Origin of the sequence: Microbacterium murale, from assembly GCF_014635185.1 — a bacterium.
In the GTDB taxonomy this organism is placed as follows: Bacteria; Actinomycetota; Actinomycetes; order Actinomycetales; family Microbacteriaceae; genus Microbacterium; species Microbacterium murale.
In genome coordinates this window covers 330,243-347,589 of the sequence record NZ_BMCM01000002.1, presented here as the reverse complement: position 1 = coordinate 347,589, position 17,347 = coordinate 330,243, and the positions used below count along the sequence as shown (strand labels likewise).

Here is a 17,347-nt window from a genome sequence, read left to right as displayed (position 1 = left end):
CGAGGGAGCAGACATGGTTATGGCCGAGACCTTCACACCCCGCGTTCCCGCCGTCTCCGCGGCGCGCAGCCTTGGCGCGGTCCCGACGTATGACACGCCCGCGATGGACGAACTCGTCGCCTGGGTCGAGGAGATCCGCACTCTGACGCAGCCGGCATCCGTTCACTGGGTGGGCGGCTCGCAGGCCGAGAACGACGCGCTGCTGCGCGGCCTCGTCTCGGAGGGCAAGCTCATCAAGCTCAACCCCGAGTGGCGTCCCGGCTCGTACCTGGCACGTTCGCACCCCAGCGACGTCGCCCGCACCGAGGCGCGCACGTTCATCGCATCCGAACTCGAGAAGGACGCGGGCCCCACCAACAACTGGGCCGACCCCGCTGAGATGCGCCAGACGATGACCGAGATCTTCGAGGGCTCGATGCGCGGACGCACGATGTACGTCGTCCCGTTCTCGATGGGAGCCGTCGGCGGACCCCTTTCGCACATCGGTGTGCAGATCACCGACAGCGCCTACGCGGTCGCATCCATCGGCATCATGACCCGTGTCGGCGACGCCGTCACCCGACAGATCGCCGAAGGCAAGCCATGGGTCAAGACCGTGCACTCGGTCGGCGCCCCGCTCGCGCCGGGGGAGCAGGACGTTGAATGGCCCTGCAACGACGAGAAGTACATCGTGCACTTCCCCGACACGCTCGAGGTCTACTCGTACGGCTCCGGCTACGGCGGAAACGCCATCCTCGCCAAGAAGTGCTTCGCGCTGCGCATCGCCTCGGTCATCGCCCGCGACGAGGGCTGGCTCGCCGAGCACATGCTCCTCATCCGCGTCATCGACCCGAAGGGCAAGGCGTACCACGTCGCAGCGGCCTTCCCGTCGGCGTGCGGCAAGACGAACCTCGCGATGCTGCGCCCGACCATCCCCGGCTGGAAGGTCGAGACCCTCGGCGACGACATCGCGTGGATCCGCCCGGGTGAGGACGGCCGCATGTGGGCCATCAACCCCGAGGCCGGTTTCTTCGGCGTCGCGCCAGGCACCGGCGAATCCACCAACGTCACCGCCGTCGAGACGCTGTGGGGCAACACGCTCTTCACCAACGTCGCGCTCCGTCCGGACGGCGACGTGTGGTGGGAGGGCCTGACCGACACGCCTCCGTCGAACCTGACCGACTGGGAGGGGAACCCCTGGACGCCCGACTCCGGTCGGCCCGCCGCGCACCCCAACTCGCGCTTCACGGTCTCTGCGGCGCAGTGCCCGCAGATCTCGGACGACTGGGAAGAGGCCGTCCCGCTCGACGTCATCCTGTTCGGCGGACGTCGTGCATCGAACGTGCCGCTCGTCGTCGAGGCCACCGACTGGACGCACGGCGTCTTCCTCGGCTCGACGATCTCGTCGGAGCGCACGGCAGCGGCCGAGGGCACGGTCGGCGAGCTGCGTCGCGACCCGTTCGCGATGCTGCCGTTCTGCGGCTACAACATGGGCGACTACTTCGCGCACTGGCTGAAGGTCGGACGCTCCCTGCGCTTCGACCGTGCACCGCGGATCTTCCAGGTCAACTGGTTCCGCCGCGGCGAGGACGGACGCTTCCTGTGGCCAGGATTCGGCGACAACTCCCGCGTCGTCGACTGGATCATCCGCCGCGTCAGCGGTGAGGTGTCCGCGGTCGACAGCCCGATCGGGCGGCTGCCGCTGACCTCGGACCTCAACCTCGATGGACTCGACATCTCGCAGCAGGATCTCGACGAGCTCTTCGCCGTGGATGCGGATGCCTGGTCCAAGGAGGCCGACGCCACCGAGGCGTTCTTCGACACCTTCGGCGACACGATGCCCGCGGCGCTGCGCGCCGAACTGGCCTCGCTGCGCTACCGCCTCGCCCAGGCGTAGCGCCACCGACCGCGAGAGACCCGCGATGGCGGGATGACTGGGACAGACCCGTGGCTGAGTGGTCCCGTCATCCTGCCATCGCGTTTTCGTGCGCCGCGGCGGCTACACCAGCAGCTGGTGGCGGGCGAGGTCGCGGTACAGCGGCACCTGCTCGATGAGCTCTGAGTGCGTGCCCTGGCCGATGACCTCGCCGTGCTGCAGCACGACGATCAGGTCGCTGTCGACGACGGTCGACAGGCGATGCGCGATCACGATGAGCGTACGGTCGGCGGAGACGGCGTCGATGGCATCGCGCATGCGCTGCTCGTTCACGCCGTCCAGCGAAGAGGTCGACTCGTCGAGCAGCAGGATCGGGGCCTCGGTGAGCAGGGCCCTGGCGATCGCGAGACGCTGGCGCTCGCCGCCGGAGAGCATCACGCCGTCCTCGCCGACCGGGGTCTGAAGCCCCAGGGTGCCGCGCTCGAGCACGTCGCCCAGATTCACCGCGCGCAGCACGCGCTCGCAGTCGGCATCCGTCGCATCCGGAGAGGCGAGCCGCAGGTTGTCGGCGAGCGTGCCCGCGAGCGTCGGCGCGTCCTGCTCGACATAGCCGAACTGCGCACGCAGCTCGGCCCGCGGGTAGGTGCGGATGTCATGACCGTCGAGGCGGATTGAGCCGCCGGTCGGGTCGTAGAACCGCTCGATCAGGGAGAGGATCGTGCTCTTTCCCGCACCGCTCGGTCCGACGAGCGCCACGCGCGATCCGCGGGGCACCGCGAAGGACACACCGCGAAGCACGTCGCGGTCGGCCGGCTGCTCGGCATCCGTCTCCTGAGCCTGGGTCTCGAGATGCGCGTCGACCAGCACCGTGCGCGCCTCGGTCGCCGCCGCTTCGCGCGCGGCGACGACGGCATCCGGGTAGCGGAAGCGGACGTCGTGGAACGCGATGGCGGGGGCCGCGGATGCCGTGGCTACTGCGTCGGCAGGCAAAGATGCGGCGATGGCGGCATCCTCCTGATCCTCGGTCGGAAGGTCGAGCACCTCCTGGATGCGCCCCAATGCGCCGAGCGCTTGGTTGACCGAGGTGATGGCGCCGAATGTGGTCGCAAGCGGCATGATCAGCATGAACAGGAACATGACGAAGGTGATGAGCGACGCCACCGTGATGGCACCGGCCGCGACGCGGAAGCCGCCGACGCCGAGCACGGCGAGCAGTGACAGCTGCAGCGCGATGCCGGAGATCGGCACGACCAGCGCGGAGACCTTGGCGATGCGCACGCCGAGTCCGTACGCCTCACCGGCGAGCGTCGACACGGATGCCGTCTCGCGTTCCGTGGCGCCGGAGGCACGTACGGTGCGGATCGACCCGACCGCGCGTTCGACCGCCGAGGCCAGTTCGCCCACCTTGACCTGCTGCGCGCTGGATGCCGTGCGGATGCGGCCGCTCAGCATCACGACGACGGCGAGCGAGATCCCGATGACCACGACGATCAGCAGCAGCAGGATCGGGTCGATGATGAGCATGGCGATCAGGGCACCGAGGAACAGGATCGCGCTGCCGACGGCATCGGCGAGTCCTTGGGTGAGCACGGCATAGAGGAGCGTCGTGTCGGTGCCGACGCGCGAGACGAGGTCGCCGGTGCGACGTGCGTCGAACTCGCGGATCGGCAGATGCAGGATGCGGGCGATCAGTTGTCGGCGGCTGGAGTGCACGACCGCGGTGCCGGTGCGCTGGAGCAGATAGTGCTGGTAGCCGGAGATCACCGATGAGATGAGCACGAAGCCGACGAGCAGCCACACCAGGATCCCCAGCGTCTCGTTCGCCTGCACGGCCGCGATCACCTGGCCGACCAGAAGAGGTTGCACGAGCGAGGTGGCAGCGCCGAACACGCTGAGGATCGCGACGACGATCAGCGTCTTCTTGTGCTCGAACAGGAACGGGAGCAACTGGCGGAACGTGGCGCGCGGGCCGTCCTGCGGCGCGCTGCGTCCGCGTCGGCGGGTGGGCGCCGTGCGAGACATGTGTGACCTCGATCTGAAGAAAAGGGGGTTACCTACGACCGTACTTCCTGTGGGCGGCCTGCTTCGTCACCCCGAGAGCGCTGGCGATCGCCTGCCAGGAGTATCCGGCGTTGCGTGCTCGCCGCACCTGGGCCTCCTCTATGCGCGAGATCTCGCGACGAAGGTCGGTCAGCCGGTGCAGTTCGGCGAGCGGCTCGCCTTCGGGATCGAGTGCCTGTGCGGTGGGAATGCTCATGATCGTCAACATACCTTGACGCGCGGATTCTGTCAACATAAATTGACCAACCTTGTGATCGGATGCCGGCGGCGGACGCGCGATCCGCCAGAATGGCGTGATGCCTCCGAAGCTCGTCCCCGGTGACCGCGTCGCCGTCCTGTCCCCGTCGTTCGCCGCCCCTGCCGTCGCCCCGGCGCTGCACGAGCAGGCCCTGCGGAGGCTCACAGAGCTGACGGGGCTCGTCCCTGTCGAGTACCCGACCACGCGCGAGTTGGGCGCGAGCCCCGAAGCTCGTGCGGCGGATGTGAACGCGGCGTTCGCCGATCCGAGTATCCGGGCGATTCTGGCGACGATCGGCGGCGACGACCAGATCCTGGTCGTTCCGCACCTGGATGCTGCGCTCGCACAGGCCGATCCCAAACCGTTCCTGGGATACAGCGACAACACGAACATCCTCAACTGGATGTGGACGCTTGGCATCCAGAGCTTCTACGGCGGATCGACCGCTGTGCATCTGGGTCCAGGCCCGGCCGTCGACGATGTTCACCTGCGATCGCTGCGGGCGGCGCTGCTGGGCGGCGGTGAGCTCGAGCTCACCGAGCCGGGGGAGTCGGAAGACGTCGGCCGCCGGTGGGAGGACCCGCGCGCTCTCGCCGAGTACGGTGATCGCCGGCCGACGGCGCCATGGACCTGGGCCGGTCCCGAGCGCCGCGTCGAGGGGCGAACCTGGGGCGGCTGCCTGGAGGTGCTGGACGGATTGGCGTTCGCGGATCGCCTGCCAGCGGCATCCGATCTCGACGGCGCGATCCTGATTCTCGAGACGAGCGAGGAGCGACCGCCGGCAGGCTGGGTCGCACGCTGGCTGCGCGGGCTGGGGGAACGCGGCATCCTCGCGGCCGCTGCCGGCGTGATCGTCGCGCGACCGCCGGTGAGCGACTTCGAGTTCCACCCGTCCGAGAGCGAGGCGCAGACGCTCCGCGACGCCCAGTGCGACGTCGTGATCGACACGGTCGCGCACTACAACCCGGATGCCGTGGTCTGCGTCGGTGTGCCGTTCGGACACACGCGTCCGCAGTGGATCGTGCCGTACGGCGGGCGGATGGTGCTCGACGGCGCCGCGCAGCAGGTGCTCGCCCAGTACTGACGCCGAACCGCTACAGTTCGACGGCGGCTGCCAGCCCCAGGTCGTCGTCGTAGTCGCGATCCTTCGTCTCGGGCGTCAGAATCAGCGCGATGAAGGTGAGCACGCCCATCGACGACAGGTACAGCCCGACGAGCCAGGGCTCGCCGCCCGCGATCTCCCAGAGCTTCAGAGCGATGAGAGGTGCGATGGCCGCACCGAGGATCGACGAGACGTTGTACGCGATCGCCGAGCCCGAGTAGCGCACATTCGTCGGGAAGAGCTCGGGGAGCATGGCACCCATCGGCCCGAATGTGATGCCCATGAGCATGAAGCCGAACACGAGGAACGCCTGAGTGAGTGCACCGGTGAACTGCGGATCGAGCTGAGGCATCAGGAAGACGTTGAACGTGAGGCCGAAGACGATGATCGCTCCGGTGACCCAGAGCAGGAGCTTGCGGCGTCCGATCGCATCGGCGACGGGGCCCGAGAGCAGCGTGAAGACACCGAAGAAGACCACACCGATGATCTGCATGAGTACGAAGTCGGTGTAGCCGAAACCGAGGCCGGGATAGAACTGCGCGGCGAACACCGCCGGGTCGAACGCCTTGCCCGTCGCCTCGGCAGCGGCCTGTGCAGCAGCGGATGCCGTGTCGAGGTCGGCGGCCTTGGTGCCGTAGCTGAGCGTGAAGTTCGTCATCAGGTAGAACAGCACGTACGTGGCCAGCATGATGAATGTACCGAGGATGAGCTGCTTCCAGTGGTGACGGAAGACGGTGACGAGCGGCATCTTGCGGATGACGCCCTTCTGCTCCGCCCGCTTGAACGTGTCGGACTCGACGAGCTTGAGCCGCACCCACAGGCCGATGATGACCATGACCGCAGAGAACAGGAACGGGATGCGCCAGCCCCACGCGAGGAAGGCCTCGGACTGCATCGAGGGGTTCTCGCCGTGCGGGAGCGCCCAGTTGATGCCGAGGAAGATGAAGTTCGCGATGATGAAGCCCAAAGGAGCGCCGAGTTGCGGGAACGAGCCGTACCAGGCGCGCTTGCCCTTCGGCGCGTTCTCGGTCGCGACCAGTGCCGCACCGGACCATTCGCCGCCCAGCGCGAACCCCTGAGCGAGGCGAAGGACCAGCAGCAGCAGCGGCGCCACCCAGCCGATCTGCTGGAACGTCGGCAGCAGCCCGATGATGAACGTGGCGATGCCCATTGTGAGCAGGGATGCGACGAGTGTGGCCTTGCGTCCGTACTTGTCGCCGAAGTGGCCGAACACCATCGCACCGATGGGGCGGGCGACCATTGCCGCACCGAAGACGGCGAAGGACGCCAGGAGCGATGCGGTGTCGTTGTCGCTGGGGAAGAACAGCACCGGGAAGACGAGCACGGCCGCTGTCGCGTAAGCGTAGAAGTCGTAGAACTCGATGGTCGTGCCGACGAGGCTCGCGAGGATGACACGCGAGCGGGGGTTGGCGGGTTTCACTGCGGTGCTCAAGATACTCCTGACGTTCGGATGCTCAGATGAAGAGCACGTCGGAGTTTACGCCTTCTGGGAGTTTGCTGTGTGCGGTGTCGGCGGGATCAGCCGCGCCACAGCAGGCCCATGCCGGCATTGGCGAGCGTGAGCAGGCCGATGAGCCAGAACACCGCGGAGGGAACCGTTTCACCGCGCTTCTGTCGAGCGGATCCGATGCCGAGCATCGCGCCGATGATGACCAGCACCACGAGCTTCACGCCGATCTTGACGTAGTTCAAGTCGTACGAGATGCCCCAGGGTGCGGCAAGGGCAAGGCCGGCGAGACCGGCGATCGCCAGGCCGTAGTCCATCAGCTTCGTGATCTGCCGCTTGCCGCCGAAGGCCTGCGCGGCCCACGCGCCGAACAGCACGGCGAAACCGATGAGGTGGATGAAAACGACGATCAGACGCAGAGTCTCCATGCCCGACACGCTAGCCGTGCGCGTGCTCGGCCGCTAGGTAGGCGAACCTCAGCCGCGCAGCTCCCGGATGACCAGCGCAGTGCGCAGCGCAGCATCCGCCGCCTCAGCGCCCTTGTCCTCCTTCGAGCCCTCGATACCGGCGCGTTCCAGCCCCTGCTGTTCGTCATCGACGGTCAGCACGCCGAAGCCGACCGGCTTGCCGGCATCCAGCGCCACCCTGGTGAGGCCGTCGGTCGTCGCAGACGACACGTACTCGAAGTGGGGAGTGCCGCCGCGGATGATGACTCCGAGCGCGACCACGGCATCCGCGCCGCCTGCGAAAGCGGCCTGCGCCGCGACCGCGAGCTCGAACGAACCAGGAACACGAACGAGCCGATGCGTCGCGTGGGCGGCGCTCAGCACGCGCTCCGCGCCCGCGATCATCCCGTCGGTGATGATTTCGTGCCAGGTACCGGCGATGATGACGACGTCCAAGCCGGTCGCGTCGATCGGTTCGCCGGGTGCGGGGGCTCCTGCGCCGCTCATGCGTTGTCCTTTCCATGGGCGAGCGCCTCGGCCAGCTCGGCTTCGCCGATGATGTGGCCCATGCGATCGCGCTTCGTCTCCAGGTACTGGTGGTTGTTCGGCCCGACGCCGACGATCAGTGGAACCTGTTCGATGACATCGAGCCCGAGCTCGCGCAACTGGTTCACCTTGTCGGTGTTGTTGGTCAGCAGACGTACCTTCGAGACGCCGAGATCACTGAGGATACCGGCCGCCGCCGCATATTCTCGGGCGTCCGCCGGCAGGCCGAGGGCGAGATTCGCGTCGACCGTGTCGAGCCCCTCTTCCTGCAGGCTGTAGGCCCGCAGCTTGTTGATCAGGCCGATGCCGCGACCCTCATGACCGCGCATGTAGACGACGACGCCGCCTTCCTGTTCGATCGCGTCGAGCGCCGCATCGAGCTGCGGCCCGCACTCGCACTTGAGTGATCCGAACGCCTCACCGGTCAGGCATTCCGAGTGCACGCGCACCAGAGCCGTCTCTTCGAGTTCACCGGAGACGACCGCGATGTGATCCGTGCCGGTCACGCGGTCCTTGTAGGCGAGGAAGCGGAATGTGCCGTGATCGGTCGGAACCGTGGCATCCGCCCGCAGACTCACACGACGCTTGCCTGCGCGTGACGACACGACCGGTCCGTCCTGCGGATCGATCTCGTTGAGATGCGCGATGAGCTGCTCGATCGTGATCACGGGCACGCCGTCGCGTGCACCGAGATCTTTGAGCCCCGGCAGGCGCATCATGCTGCCGTCTTCGGCGACGACCTCCGCGATCGCGCCGACGGGCTGAAGTCCGGCGAGCTTCATCAGGTCGACTGCAGCCTCCGTGTGCCCGCCGCGCTCGCGCACGCCGCCGTCGACGGCGCGCAGCGGAAGCACGTGTCCTGGCCGGATCACACTCGTGGAGGTGGATGCCGGGTTCGCCAGCACGTTGAGCGTGTGCGCGCGATCCGACGCGCTGATGCCGGTGGTGACGCCGTCTGCCGCGTCCACGCTGACCGTGTACGCGGTCGACCGAGCATCCTCGTTCGCCTCCACCATGGGCGGCAGGTTCAGGCTGTCGGCGAGATCGGCCGGCATCGGCGCGCAGATGAACCCGGACGACCAGCGCACGGTCCACGCGACCCATTCGGGGGTGGCGAGTTCCGCAGAGAGGATGACGTCGCCCTCGTTCTCACGGTTCTCATCGTCGGCGACGATGACCGGACGGCCGGCGCGCAGCGACTCGAGAGCTTCTTCGATGGTGGCAAGGCTCATCGCGAGCCTCCTTCCGAGACAGCCCGGAATGCGAGCAGGCGCTCCACATGTCGGGCGAGGATGTCGGTTTCAAGATTGACGCGATCGCCGACGGCACGGGAGCCGAGTGTGGTGGCGACGAGAGTCTCAGGGATGAGGGAGATCTCGAACCATGCCGCCGCCGCGGACGGCTCGCTCACTGCGCTGACCGTCAACGAGGTGCCGTCGACGGAGATGGAGCCCTTGTCGACGACGAGAGGTGCGAGGTCTGAGGGCAGCCCGATGCGCAGTACGCTCCAGGCGTCGCCTGGGCGCACGTCGACGACCTCACCGACTCCGTCGACGTGCCCCTGCACGATGTGGCCGCCCAGTCGGGCACCGACGGGCATCGCCTTCTCGATGTTGACTCCGGTCCCGACGGATGCCGTCGCCAGGGCCGACACGTCGAGCGTCTGCTTCATGACGTCGGCGTCGAAGGTGTCAGGGGAGGAGCCGACCACGGTCAGGCAGACACCCGAGACGGCGATCGATTCGCCGTGAACGGCGTCGAGTGCGGCCTTCGGGGCGCGCACGGTCAGGCGCCACCCGTCGCCGGCCGGCGTGATGGCGGTGATCTCGCCGATCTCCTCGATGATTCCGGTGAACATCAGCGGACTCCCTCGCTCTGCGGTTCTGTGAAATGCGCGACGGCGAGCAGATCGGCACCGAGCGGCACCCATTCCTCGATGGTGAGGCGACGCGCGGCCTCGATCGTCGGCACGCCGATGTCTGTGAGCGCGAGGCGGTCGCCGCCCAGCAGCACCGGCGCGACGTAGGCGAGCACCCGATCCGCGAGGCCGGCGGCGATGAACGCGCTGGCGAGTGTCGGACCGCCCTCGATGAAGGCGGTCTGGATGCCGCGGTCGTGTAGATCCGCAACCACGACGTGCAGGTCACGGGTGCCGTAGAACACCGCCTCGTGCGGGTGGCGGCGCACCGCGGCATCCGTCGGCGTCTCGCGTGAGCCGATCACCACGGGGATCGGCTGGTGCTCGTACAGCCTGTCTCCGTCGCGTGCGGTGAGCGCGGGGTCGTCCGCGAGCGCGGTGCCGGTGCCGACGATGATCGCATCGGCCGCCGATCTACGGCGATGCACATCGGCACGGGCGGCGGGTCCGGTGATCCACTGGCTCGTGCCATCGGCCGCTGCAGCGCGGCCATCGAGGCTCTGCGCCCACTTCACGGTGATGTGCGGGCGTCCGAGGCTCTGCGCGGTCAGCCAGTCGGATATCAGCGACCTGGCGTCGTCGGCCTGTTCGCCGGCCTCGACCTCGACACCGGCGCCGCGCAGTCGCTCGGCGCCGCCACCGGAGGCGGCGCCCGGGTCGTCGAGGGCGTAGATCACACGTGAGATGCCGGCGTCGATGAGTGCGATGGCGCAGGGACCGGTGCGACCGGTGTGGTTGCAGGGCTCGAGGGTGACGACGGCGGTCGCGCCGCGTGCGGCGTCGCCATGCAGCTTCGACAACGCATCGACTTCGGCGTGCGGGGTGCCCGCTCCGTGGTGCCAGCCCTCTGCGAGGATCTCGCCTTCGGGGGACAGGATCACGGCGCCGACCTGAGGGTTGGCCCCTCGGGGTCCGCGTGCTGCGAGTTCGAGCGCACGCGTCATCGCGTGGCGTTCCGCCTCGTGCACTGCCATCCGTCGTCCTTCTGATCTCGCTCCGGGGATGACAGACGGCGCGCTCTCACGCATCGTGCTGCCTCCCTTCCGGACTAGTGAGAAGTCTTTCTCACATCACCGTCGGTACCGGAATTCCACCGGATCGGCATCTCGGTTTCCCTCGACGCTCGCGGACTGTCACCGCCGGTTCGGATTCACACCGACCCCGGAGCACGTTGATGCCCAGTGTACTCAACGCATTCACACGCATTTCATTCCGTGACGGCCCTCCGATTCCTGAGCCTGTCGAAGGATCACTTCAGCAGCCGCGAAAGCCGCCGATCGGCGAGTGGCTTGCCGCCGGTCTGGCAGGTGGGGCAGTACTCCATCGATCTGTCGGCGAAGAACACGCTGCGCACAGTGTCGCCGCAGACCGGGCAGGGTTCTCCTCGCCGCGCGTGCACCTGCATCCCTCGGCGTTTGGCGTCTTTGAGGTCGGCGGGTGGTTTTCCGGATGCTTCGGCCACGGCATCCGTCAACGTCGTGCGCATCGCGGTGAACAGGCGATCGACCTCGGCTTCGTCGAGTTTGCCGGCGATCGCATACGGCGACATGCGTGCGGCGTGCAGGATCTCGTCGGAGTAGGCATTACCGATGCCGCCGATGACGGATTGATCGCGTAGCAGCCCCTTGATCTGCATCCGCCGACCTTCCAGCAGTGCGGCGAACGTGGCGCGGTCGAATGAATCCTTGAGCGGATCGGGTCCGAGCCGAGCGATGCCTGGCACCTCTTCCGGATCGCGCACCACGTAGACCGCCAGCGATTTCTTCGTTCCGGCTTCCGTGAGATCGAAGCCGCTTTCGTCGTTCAACGCGACGCGCAGCGCGATCGGGGACTTCCCCGGCTTGATGAGCGTCGTCGGAAGCAACTCGTACCATCGCAGCCACCCGGCCTTCGCGAGATGGAACACGAGGTGCAGGTCGTCACCGCAGGAGAGGATGATGAACTTGCCGTGGCGCGCGGATGCCGTGATCTCGGCCCCGTGCAGAGCGGTGTTCGGAGGATCGAACGTCTTCAATGCGGCGATGTTGCCCACGCTCGTGCGCGTGATCGTTCGACCGACCGCGCGCTCGCCGAGAAACGCGACCAGCCCCTGCACCTCAGGCATCTCCGGCATGCGCCCATCCTGCCACCCGCATCCGACACGCGCAGCAGCTGGTGAGAATCCGCCTCACATCAGAACGGACCACTCGACAGGGGTGCGGTCGTCGGTGGGAAGCAGCCCTGCGACCCAGCCGTCGTCGCGGCCGCGTGGGCTCGTGAGCGCTTGCCGCTGGAGCCCTTCGTAGCGGAAGCCCAGAGCACGCGCGGTGCGGGCGGATGGCACGTTCCCGGCGACGGCCTGCCAGCGGATGCGGGCGAGATCCAGCTCGGCGAACGCCCACTCGATCACCACGCGACACGCTTCGACCATGAATCCCTGCCCGCGGGCATGCGCGGTCGCCCAGTAGCCGAGCTCGGTCGACCCGCCGCTGGAGTGCGGCGTGATGTGATGCAGGCCCACGACTCCGACGAGCACGCCGTCGTGGAAGATGCCCCAGACCGCCTGGCTGCCGTCTTCCCACCACTCGGCGACCAGCTTCACGAAGCCTTCACCGTGCTCACGCGTGTACGGACTCGGAACGGTCGTCCAGCGCGGGATCTCGGGGTCCTGGCACGCGGCCGTGATCGCGTCGATGTCGGCCGTCGTCGGCGCGCGGAGCACGAGGCGGTCGGTGTGGAGGGTCACGGGTTCCATCCCGGAATCCTATGGCGTGCCGTTCGCAGGGAAGACGCCCCGGGCTCAATGTCCGAGGCGCGCATTACACTCGTCAGGTGACTGTTCCCGGGATTCTGCGCGCCTTGGAAGAGGCCTCTCTGTACCACGACGCCCTCACTTGGGCGCAGACCGATGCCGATCTCGGACTCGTCGACGGCCTCGATGCCCCGACGATAGCGGGGCTGCTCGACAAGCGAGCGAGCTCCGGTCATCCGGCATCACTGCTCGTCGTCGCGCCCACAGGACGTCGCGCGGAATCGCTCGCGGCCGCCCTCGGCTCCTACGTGCCGGATGCTGAGATCCTGAGCTTTCCGGCATGGGAGACGCTGCCGCACGAGCGCCTGAGTCCGAGTCCCGACACCGTCGGGCGACGTCTGGAGACGCTCCGCCGCATCACCACCTGGTCGGGTGAGCGTCCGCTCATCGTGGTCGCCTCGGTGCGAGCGGCGCTGCAGCCGATCGCCGCCAACCTGGGCGACACCGCACCGCTGTCCCTCGTGCTCGGCGGCCGGGACCTTGAACTCGACGACGCCATCGAGCAGCTCGTCGAGCGCGCGTACTCGCGGGTCGACATGGTCTCGCGCCGCGGCGAGTTCGCCGTGCGCGGCGGCATCCTCGACGTCTTCCCTCCGACCTCGGAGCATCCGTATCGTGTCGAGTTCTTCGGCGACGAGATCGACCAGGTCCGTGCCTTCTCGGTGGCGGACCAGCGCTCGCTCCCCGGCGACGTGGACCTCGTCGAGCTGCCGGCGACCCGCGAGCTGCTGCTCACCGCGGATGTGCGCGACCGTGCGCGCGCGCTGATCAGCGGTTTCCCCGCGATCGCCGGGATGCTGGAGAAGATGGCGGAGGGAATCCCGGTCGAGGGGATGGAGTCGCTGCTGCCCGCGGTGTCCGGTCCGCTGAAGGCGCTCGCCGAGTACTTCCCGGAGGGCACGGCCGTCGCGCTCGTCGATCCGGAGCGCTCCAGCGCCAGGGCGCAGAGCCTCGGCGAGACGAACCGGGAGTTCCTCGACGCCGCATGGAGTGCCGCGACATCGGGTGCCTCGGCGCCCATCGACCTCGGCGCCGGCGATTTCGTCAGCGTGGCACGGCTCCGCGAGATCGTGCGCGAGCGCGACGGCGTCTGGTGGCGGTTCAGCCCGTTCGCAACCGACGACGACGCGGCGAACATCGACGCGTCGATCATCCCCTCGTTCCACGGCAATGTCGACGGTGCGATCGACTTCGTCGAGGGAAAACTCGCCGACGGGTGGCGACTCGTGATCGCAGCATCCGGTGCGGGACTCGTCGACCGCGCCAGAGACGTACTGTCCGACCGCGGTCTCGCGGCCCGCATCGTCGACTCGCTTGTCGACGCCCCGGAGAACGGCGTAGCGACGCTGGTGCTCGGCGCGCTGGAGTCGGGGTTCCAGGTGCCGGAGGCGAAACTCGCGGTTCTCACCGACAACGAGTTCTACGGTCGTACGATCGGTGGCGATCAGCGCGTCGTCAAGCGGCTCGCCTCGCGCCGCAAGAATGTCGTCGATCCGCTGCAGCTCAAGAACGGCGACTTCGTCGTGCACGCGACGCACGGTATCGCGAAGTTCATCGAGATGACGCAGCGCGAGGTCTCCAGCGGAGGTCGCAACGCCACCAAGACCACGCGCGACTATCTGGTGCTCGAGTACGCACCGTCCAAGCGCGGCTACCCGGGCGACAAGCTGTACGTGCCGACGGATCAGCTCGATCTGCTCTCGAAGTACGTCGGCGGCGAGGCACCCACGCTCTCGAAGATGGGTGGCAGCGACTGGTCGGCGGCGAAGGGAAAGGCCCGCCGTGCGGTGCGCGACATCGCCGTCGAGCTGGTGAAGCTGTATTCGGCGCGCATGTCGGCGAAGGGCCACGCGTTCGGGCCGGACACCCCGTGGCAGCGCGAGCTGGAGGAGGCGTTCCCGTTCGCGGAGACGCCGGACCAGCTGCAGACGATCGATGAGATCAAGGCCGACATGGAGCGACCGATCCCGATGGACCGGCTGCTGTCGGGCGACGTCGGCTTCGGCAAGACCGAGGTCGCGGTCCGCGCGGCGTTCAAGGCCATCCAGGACGGCAAGCAGGTCGCGATGCTCGTGCCCACCACGCTGCTGGTCAAGCAGCACTTCGAGACGTTCGCCGAGCGCTTCGCCGGCTTCCCGGTGAAGGTGCGGGCCCTGTCGCGATTCCAGACCGACAAGGATGCGCGCCTCACGCTCGAGGGGCTCCTCGATGGTTCGGTCGACATGGTCATCGGCACGCACCGCATCCTCACCGACCAGATCATCTTCAAGGATCTCGGGCTGCTCATCATCGATGAGGAGCAGCGTTTCGGCGTCGAGCACAAGGACAAGCTGAAGAAGCTGAAGACCAACGTCGACATCCTCGCGATGAGCGCGACACCCATCCCGCGCACGCTCGAGATGGCGGTCACCGGCATCCGAGAGATGTCGACCCTCGCCACTCCGCCGGAGGACCGGCATCCGATCCTCTCGTTCGTCGGCCCGCGCAGCGACAAGCAGATGGCCGCGGCGATCAGGCGCGAGATCCTGCGCGAGGGTCAGATCTTCTTCGTGCACAACCGGGTGCAGTCGATCCAGCGGGTGGCCAGCGAGCTCGCCGAGCTCGTGCCGGAGGCGCGGATCGCCGTCGCCCACGGCCAGATGGGCGAGCACCAGCTCGAGCAGGTCGTCGACGACTTCTGGGAGCGCAAGTTCGACGTGCTCGTGTCGACCACGATCGTCGAGACCGGGCTCGACATCTCGAACGCCAACACGATCATCATCGACAAGGCAGACAAGTACGGCCTCAGCCAGCTGCACCAGCTGCGCGGACGTGTCGGCCGAGGCCGCGAGCGCGCATACGCGTACTTCCTCTACGACGACTCGAAGCCGCTTTCGGAGACCGCCGCGGATCGCCTGCAGACGATCGCCGTCAACAACGACCTCGGCAGCGGCATGCAGGTGGCGTTGAAGGACCTCGAACTGCGCGGCGCCGGCAACATGCTCGGCGGCGAGCAGGCCGGGCACATCGCGGGCGTCGGATTCGATCTGTACCTGCGCATGGTCGGCGAGGCTGTCGCGACGTTCCGCGGCGAAGACGTCGAGACCGGCAACGAACTGCGGATGGAACTGCCGGTGGATGCCCGCATCCCCGAGACCTACATCGACAGCGAGCGCCTGCGCCTCGAGGCGTACCAGAAGCTGTCTGCCGCCGCGGCCGCGACGGCGAAGGATGATGCGATCGACCTCGTGATAGAGGAGCTCACCGACCGCTACGGCGCCCCACCGGAAGAGGTGGAGGGTCTCGTCGCCATCGCGCGCCTGCGGCGGCGTGCCGCTCGCGCAGGTCTCGCGGACGTCGCCGCGATGGGCTCGAACCTCCGTGTCGCGCCCGCGCGCCTCGAGGACTCGATGAAGGTGCGGCTGCAGCGCCTGTATCCTGCGGCGAAGCTCGTCGGCGGGGGAGAAGCATTGGTCGTGCCGCTGCCGCGCCCGGGCGGCGAGCCGCCGACGGATGCCGGCCTGCTGGAGTGGGTCGCGCAGTTGTTCACGGCGCTGTTCCCCGAACCGGTCGCCGCGGCCCCCGCGCCGGCGGCATCCTGACCGCCCGAGCACAAATTCGGATCTTGCCCCTGACACGCCGGGGCAGGGACGGATGCTGCGGCGAGTCGGCACCCGCATCCGAAGTTGTGCACGGCTGAGTCGAGGATGATGCACTGCGAGACTGGTCGTATGGCTGGTTTCGATGAACTGATCGCCCTGGGTTCCGCGGCCGACGTGACGGGGTGGGATTTCGACTGGGTCGCGGACCGTGCGACCGAAGAGCGCCCGCCGTGGGGATACGCCCGACTCCTCGCCGAGCGGCTGGGGGCGGCATCCGCATCACTCGACCTCGACACCGGCGGTGGCGAGGTGCTGGCGGAGGCGACGGCCTTCCCGCCGACCGCGGTCGCGACGGAATCCTGGCCACCGAACGCTGCGAAGGCGACCGCGCTGCTGCATCCGCGCGGGGTCGCGGTCGTGCACACCGAACAACATGGACCGCTGCCGTTCGCCGATGCCGCGTTCGACCTCGTGACGAGTCGGCATCCTGTTGCGCCGCGCTGGACGGAGATCGCGCGGGTGCTGCGGACCGGTGGCTCCTACTTCGCCCAGCACGTCGGACCGGCGAGCGGGTTCGAACTCATCGAGTTCTTCCTCGGCCCGCTACCGGAGGCCCGGCGAGGACGTCACCCGGACGATGAGGTCGCCGCGGCGGAGGCGGCGGGGTTGGACGTCGTGGACCTGCGCGAGGCGAGACTGCGCATCGAGATCCGCGACGTCGCGGCCGTGGTCTACCTGCTGCGCAAGCTGGTCTGGTGGGTGCCTGATTTCACAGTGGAGAGGTACCGCGAGCGACTCGGAGAACTGCACGAACTGATCGGCCGGGACGGTCGCTTCATCGCGCACTCGACCAGGCATCTCATCGAGGCGCGCCGATCCGGGTGACGCAGCTGTTCACGGCGCTGTTCGCCGCGCCGGTCCGGGCGCGAAACGTGTCCTGCGCGGCTCAGACCGCCGATCCGAGGTAGAGCAGCGTGCCGTCGGGATCGCGCACCTGTGCGACGCGCTCACCCCAGGGCATGTCGTCGGGAGCCGCGACAGGTGCCGCTCCGGCATCCGTTGCACGAGAGTACGCACTGTCGACCTCATCGACGTACAGCCAGATCGCGACGGGATCGCCGGGCGACACATCGGGTTCGTGACCGATCCCGATGGATCCGCCGCCGACCGCGAGGGCCACGTAGACATCTCGTCCCTCGTGCTCATAGCGATAGTCGACGGATGCCGAGAACGCTCTCTCGTAGAACGTCACCAGTCGCGGCAGGTCAGTCGTGCGCAGGATCGGGAACAATCTCGTCACCGTCATGCCGCGACCGTACGCCGCCGCAGGTCGCGGCGCAA

Annotated in this window: 15 protein-coding genes and 1 riboswitch; of the genes, 4 read left to right on the top strand and 11 right to left on the bottom strand. The window is 67.9% G+C overall.

Annotation, left to right across the window (positions count from 1 at the left end):
- Positions 1–13: 13 nt before the first annotated feature.
- Entirely contained in the window at positions 14–1,876 is a 1,863-nt protein-coding gene (locus tag IEV67_RS08095; protein WP_188436069.1) for a phosphoenolpyruvate carboxykinase (GTP), read from the top strand.
- A 102-nt stretch (positions 1,877–1,978) separates the two neighbouring features.
- On the opposite strand, the gene IEV67_RS08090 is transcribed toward IEV67_RS08095, so the two are convergent.
- Positions 1,979–3,877 (bottom strand): ABC transporter ATP-binding protein, encoded by a 1,899-nt coding sequence (locus IEV67_RS08090; RefSeq protein WP_188436068.1) that lies wholly within the window; start codon positions 3,875–3,877, stop codon positions 1,979–1,981.
- Between the two features lie 28 nt (positions 3,878–3,905).
- The gene (locus IEV67_RS08085) at positions 3,906–4,112 is read right to left on the bottom strand and encodes an AsnC family protein (protein WP_188436067.1); all 207 of its coding nucleotides are present in this window, start codon (positions 4,110–4,112) and stop codon (positions 3,906–3,908) included.
- Between the two features lie 100 nt (positions 4,113–4,212).
- Between IEV67_RS08085 and IEV67_RS08080 the strand changes: the two genes are divergently transcribed.
- Positions 4,213–5,238, top strand: coding sequence for a S66 family peptidase (locus IEV67_RS08080; RefSeq protein ID WP_188436066.1), 1,026 nt, complete (start codon positions 4,213–4,215; stop codon positions 5,236–5,238).
- Between the two features lie 10 nt (positions 5,239–5,248).
- On the opposite strand, the gene IEV67_RS08075 is transcribed toward IEV67_RS08080, so the two are convergent.
- From IEV67_RS08075 to IEV67_RS08040, 8 genes are all read right to left on the bottom strand, one after another.
- Complete coding sequence (locus IEV67_RS08075; RefSeq protein WP_188436065.1) at positions 5,249–6,709, bottom strand: MFS transporter; 1,461 nt, start codon at positions 6,707–6,709, stop codon at positions 5,249–5,251.
- Positions 6,710–6,795: 86 nt separating this feature from the next.
- The gene (locus IEV67_RS08070) at positions 6,796–7,152 is read right to left on the bottom strand and encodes a Fe-S protein (protein WP_188436064.1); all 357 of its coding nucleotides are present in this window, start codon (positions 7,150–7,152) and stop codon (positions 6,796–6,798) included.
- Positions 7,153–7,200: 48 nt separating this feature from the next.
- Positions 7,201–7,677, bottom strand: coding sequence for a 6,7-dimethyl-8-ribityllumazine synthase (gene ribH, locus IEV67_RS08065; RefSeq protein WP_188436063.1), 477 nt, complete (start codon positions 7,675–7,677; stop codon positions 7,201–7,203).
- Positions 7,674–8,948: a GTP cyclohydrolase II gene (ribA, locus tag IEV67_RS08060; RefSeq protein ID WP_188436062.1), complete on the bottom strand. Its 1,275-nt coding sequence runs from the start codon at positions 8,946–8,948 to the stop codon at positions 7,674–7,676. The genes ribH and ribA overlap by 4 nt, the downstream gene beginning before the upstream one ends.
- Positions 8,945–9,574, bottom strand: coding sequence for a riboflavin synthase (locus tag IEV67_RS08055; protein WP_188436061.1), 630 nt, complete (start codon positions 9,572–9,574; stop codon positions 8,945–8,947). Before IEV67_RS08055 ends, ribA begins: the two co-directional genes overlap by 4 nt.
- A complete protein-coding gene (gene ribD / locus IEV67_RS08050) occupies positions 9,574–10,608 on the bottom strand; it encodes a bifunctional diaminohydroxyphosphoribosylaminopyrimidine deaminase/5-amino-6-(5-phosphoribosylamino)uracil reductase RibD (protein WP_188436060.1) in 1,035 nt (344 codons plus the stop codon). The genes IEV67_RS08055 and ribD overlap by 1 nt, the downstream gene beginning before the upstream one ends.
- Positions 10,609–10,660: 52 nt before the next feature.
- Positions 10,661–10,807, bottom strand: a riboswitch (FMN riboswitch).
- A gap of 76 nt (positions 10,808–10,883) precedes the next feature.
- Positions 10,884–11,747: an Fpg/Nei family DNA glycosylase gene (locus tag IEV67_RS08045; protein ID WP_188436059.1), complete on the bottom strand. Its 864-nt coding sequence runs from the start codon at positions 11,745–11,747 to the stop codon at positions 10,884–10,886.
- Between the two features lie 54 nt (positions 11,748–11,801).
- The gene (locus IEV67_RS08040) at positions 11,802–12,368 is read right to left on the bottom strand and encodes a GNAT family N-acetyltransferase (RefSeq protein ID WP_188436058.1); all 567 of its coding nucleotides are present in this window, start codon (positions 12,366–12,368) and stop codon (positions 11,802–11,804) included.
- A 77-nt stretch (positions 12,369–12,445) separates the two neighbouring features.
- Here IEV67_RS08040 and mfd point away from each other — a divergent pair, with 77 nt between their 5' ends.
- Both mfd and IEV67_RS08030 read left to right on the top strand, forming a co-directional pair.
- Positions 12,446–16,006 carry a transcription-repair coupling factor gene (gene mfd / locus IEV67_RS08035; RefSeq protein ID WP_188436057.1) on the top strand — a complete coding sequence of 1,187 codons (3,561 nt, stop codon included), beginning with the start codon at positions 12,446–12,448 and terminating at the stop codon, positions 16,004–16,006.
- A gap of 129 nt (positions 16,007–16,135) precedes the next feature.
- On the top strand, positions 16,136–16,891 hold the full coding sequence (locus IEV67_RS08030; protein WP_188436056.1) for a methyltransferase domain-containing protein: 756 nt from the start codon (positions 16,136–16,138) through the stop codon (positions 16,889–16,891).
- A gap of 61 nt (positions 16,892–16,952) precedes the next feature.
- On the opposite strand, the gene IEV67_RS08025 is transcribed toward IEV67_RS08030, so the two are convergent.
- The gene (locus IEV67_RS08025) at positions 16,953–17,312 is read right to left on the bottom strand and encodes a VOC family protein (protein WP_188436055.1); all 360 of its coding nucleotides are present in this window, start codon (positions 17,310–17,312) and stop codon (positions 16,953–16,955) included.
- Positions 17,313–17,347: the final 35 nt, after the last annotated feature.

Coding starts and splice junctions, on each gene's coding strand:
- IEV67_RS08095 (WP_188436069.1), top strand. CDS start 14: ATGGTTATGGCCGAGACCTTCACACCCCGCGTTCCCGCCGTCTCCGCG.
- IEV67_RS08090 (WP_188436068.1), bottom strand. CDS start 3,877: ATGTCTCGCACGGCGCCCACCCGCCGACGCGGACGCAGCGCGCCGCAG.
- IEV67_RS08085 (WP_188436067.1), bottom strand. CDS start 4,112: ATGAGCATTCCCACCGCACAGGCACTCGATCCCGAAGGCGAGCCGCTC.
- IEV67_RS08080 (WP_188436066.1), top strand. CDS start 4,213: ATGCCTCCGAAGCTCGTCCCCGGTGACCGCGTCGCCGTCCTGTCCCCG.
- IEV67_RS08070 (WP_188436064.1), bottom strand. CDS start 7,152: ATGGAGACTCTGCGTCTGATCGTCGTTTTCATCCACCTCATCGGTTTC.
- ribH (WP_188436063.1), bottom strand. CDS start 7,677: ATGAGCGGCGCAGGAGCCCCCGCACCCGGCGAACCGATCGACGCGACC.
- ribA (WP_188436062.1), bottom strand. CDS start 8,948: ATGAGCCTTGCCACCATCGAAGAAGCTCTCGAGTCGCTGCGCGCCGGC.
- IEV67_RS08055 (WP_188436061.1), bottom strand. CDS start 9,574: ATGTTCACCGGAATCATCGAGGAGATCGGCGAGATCACCGCCATCACG.
- ribD (WP_188436060.1), bottom strand. CDS start 10,608: ATGGCAGTGCACGAGGCGGAACGCCACGCGATGACGCGTGCGCTCGAA.
- IEV67_RS08045 (WP_188436059.1), bottom strand. CDS start 11,747: ATGCCGGAGATGCCTGAGGTGCAGGGGCTGGTCGCGTTTCTCGGCGAG.
- IEV67_RS08040 (WP_188436058.1), bottom strand. CDS start 12,368: ATGGAACCCGTGACCCTCCACACCGACCGCCTCGTGCTCCGCGCGCCG.
- IEV67_RS08030 (WP_188436056.1), top strand. CDS start 16,136: ATGGCTGGTTTCGATGAACTGATCGCCCTGGGTTCCGCGGCCGACGTG.
- IEV67_RS08025 (WP_188436055.1), bottom strand. CDS start 17,312: ATGACGGTGACGAGATTGTTCCCGATCCTGCGCACGACTGACCTGCCG.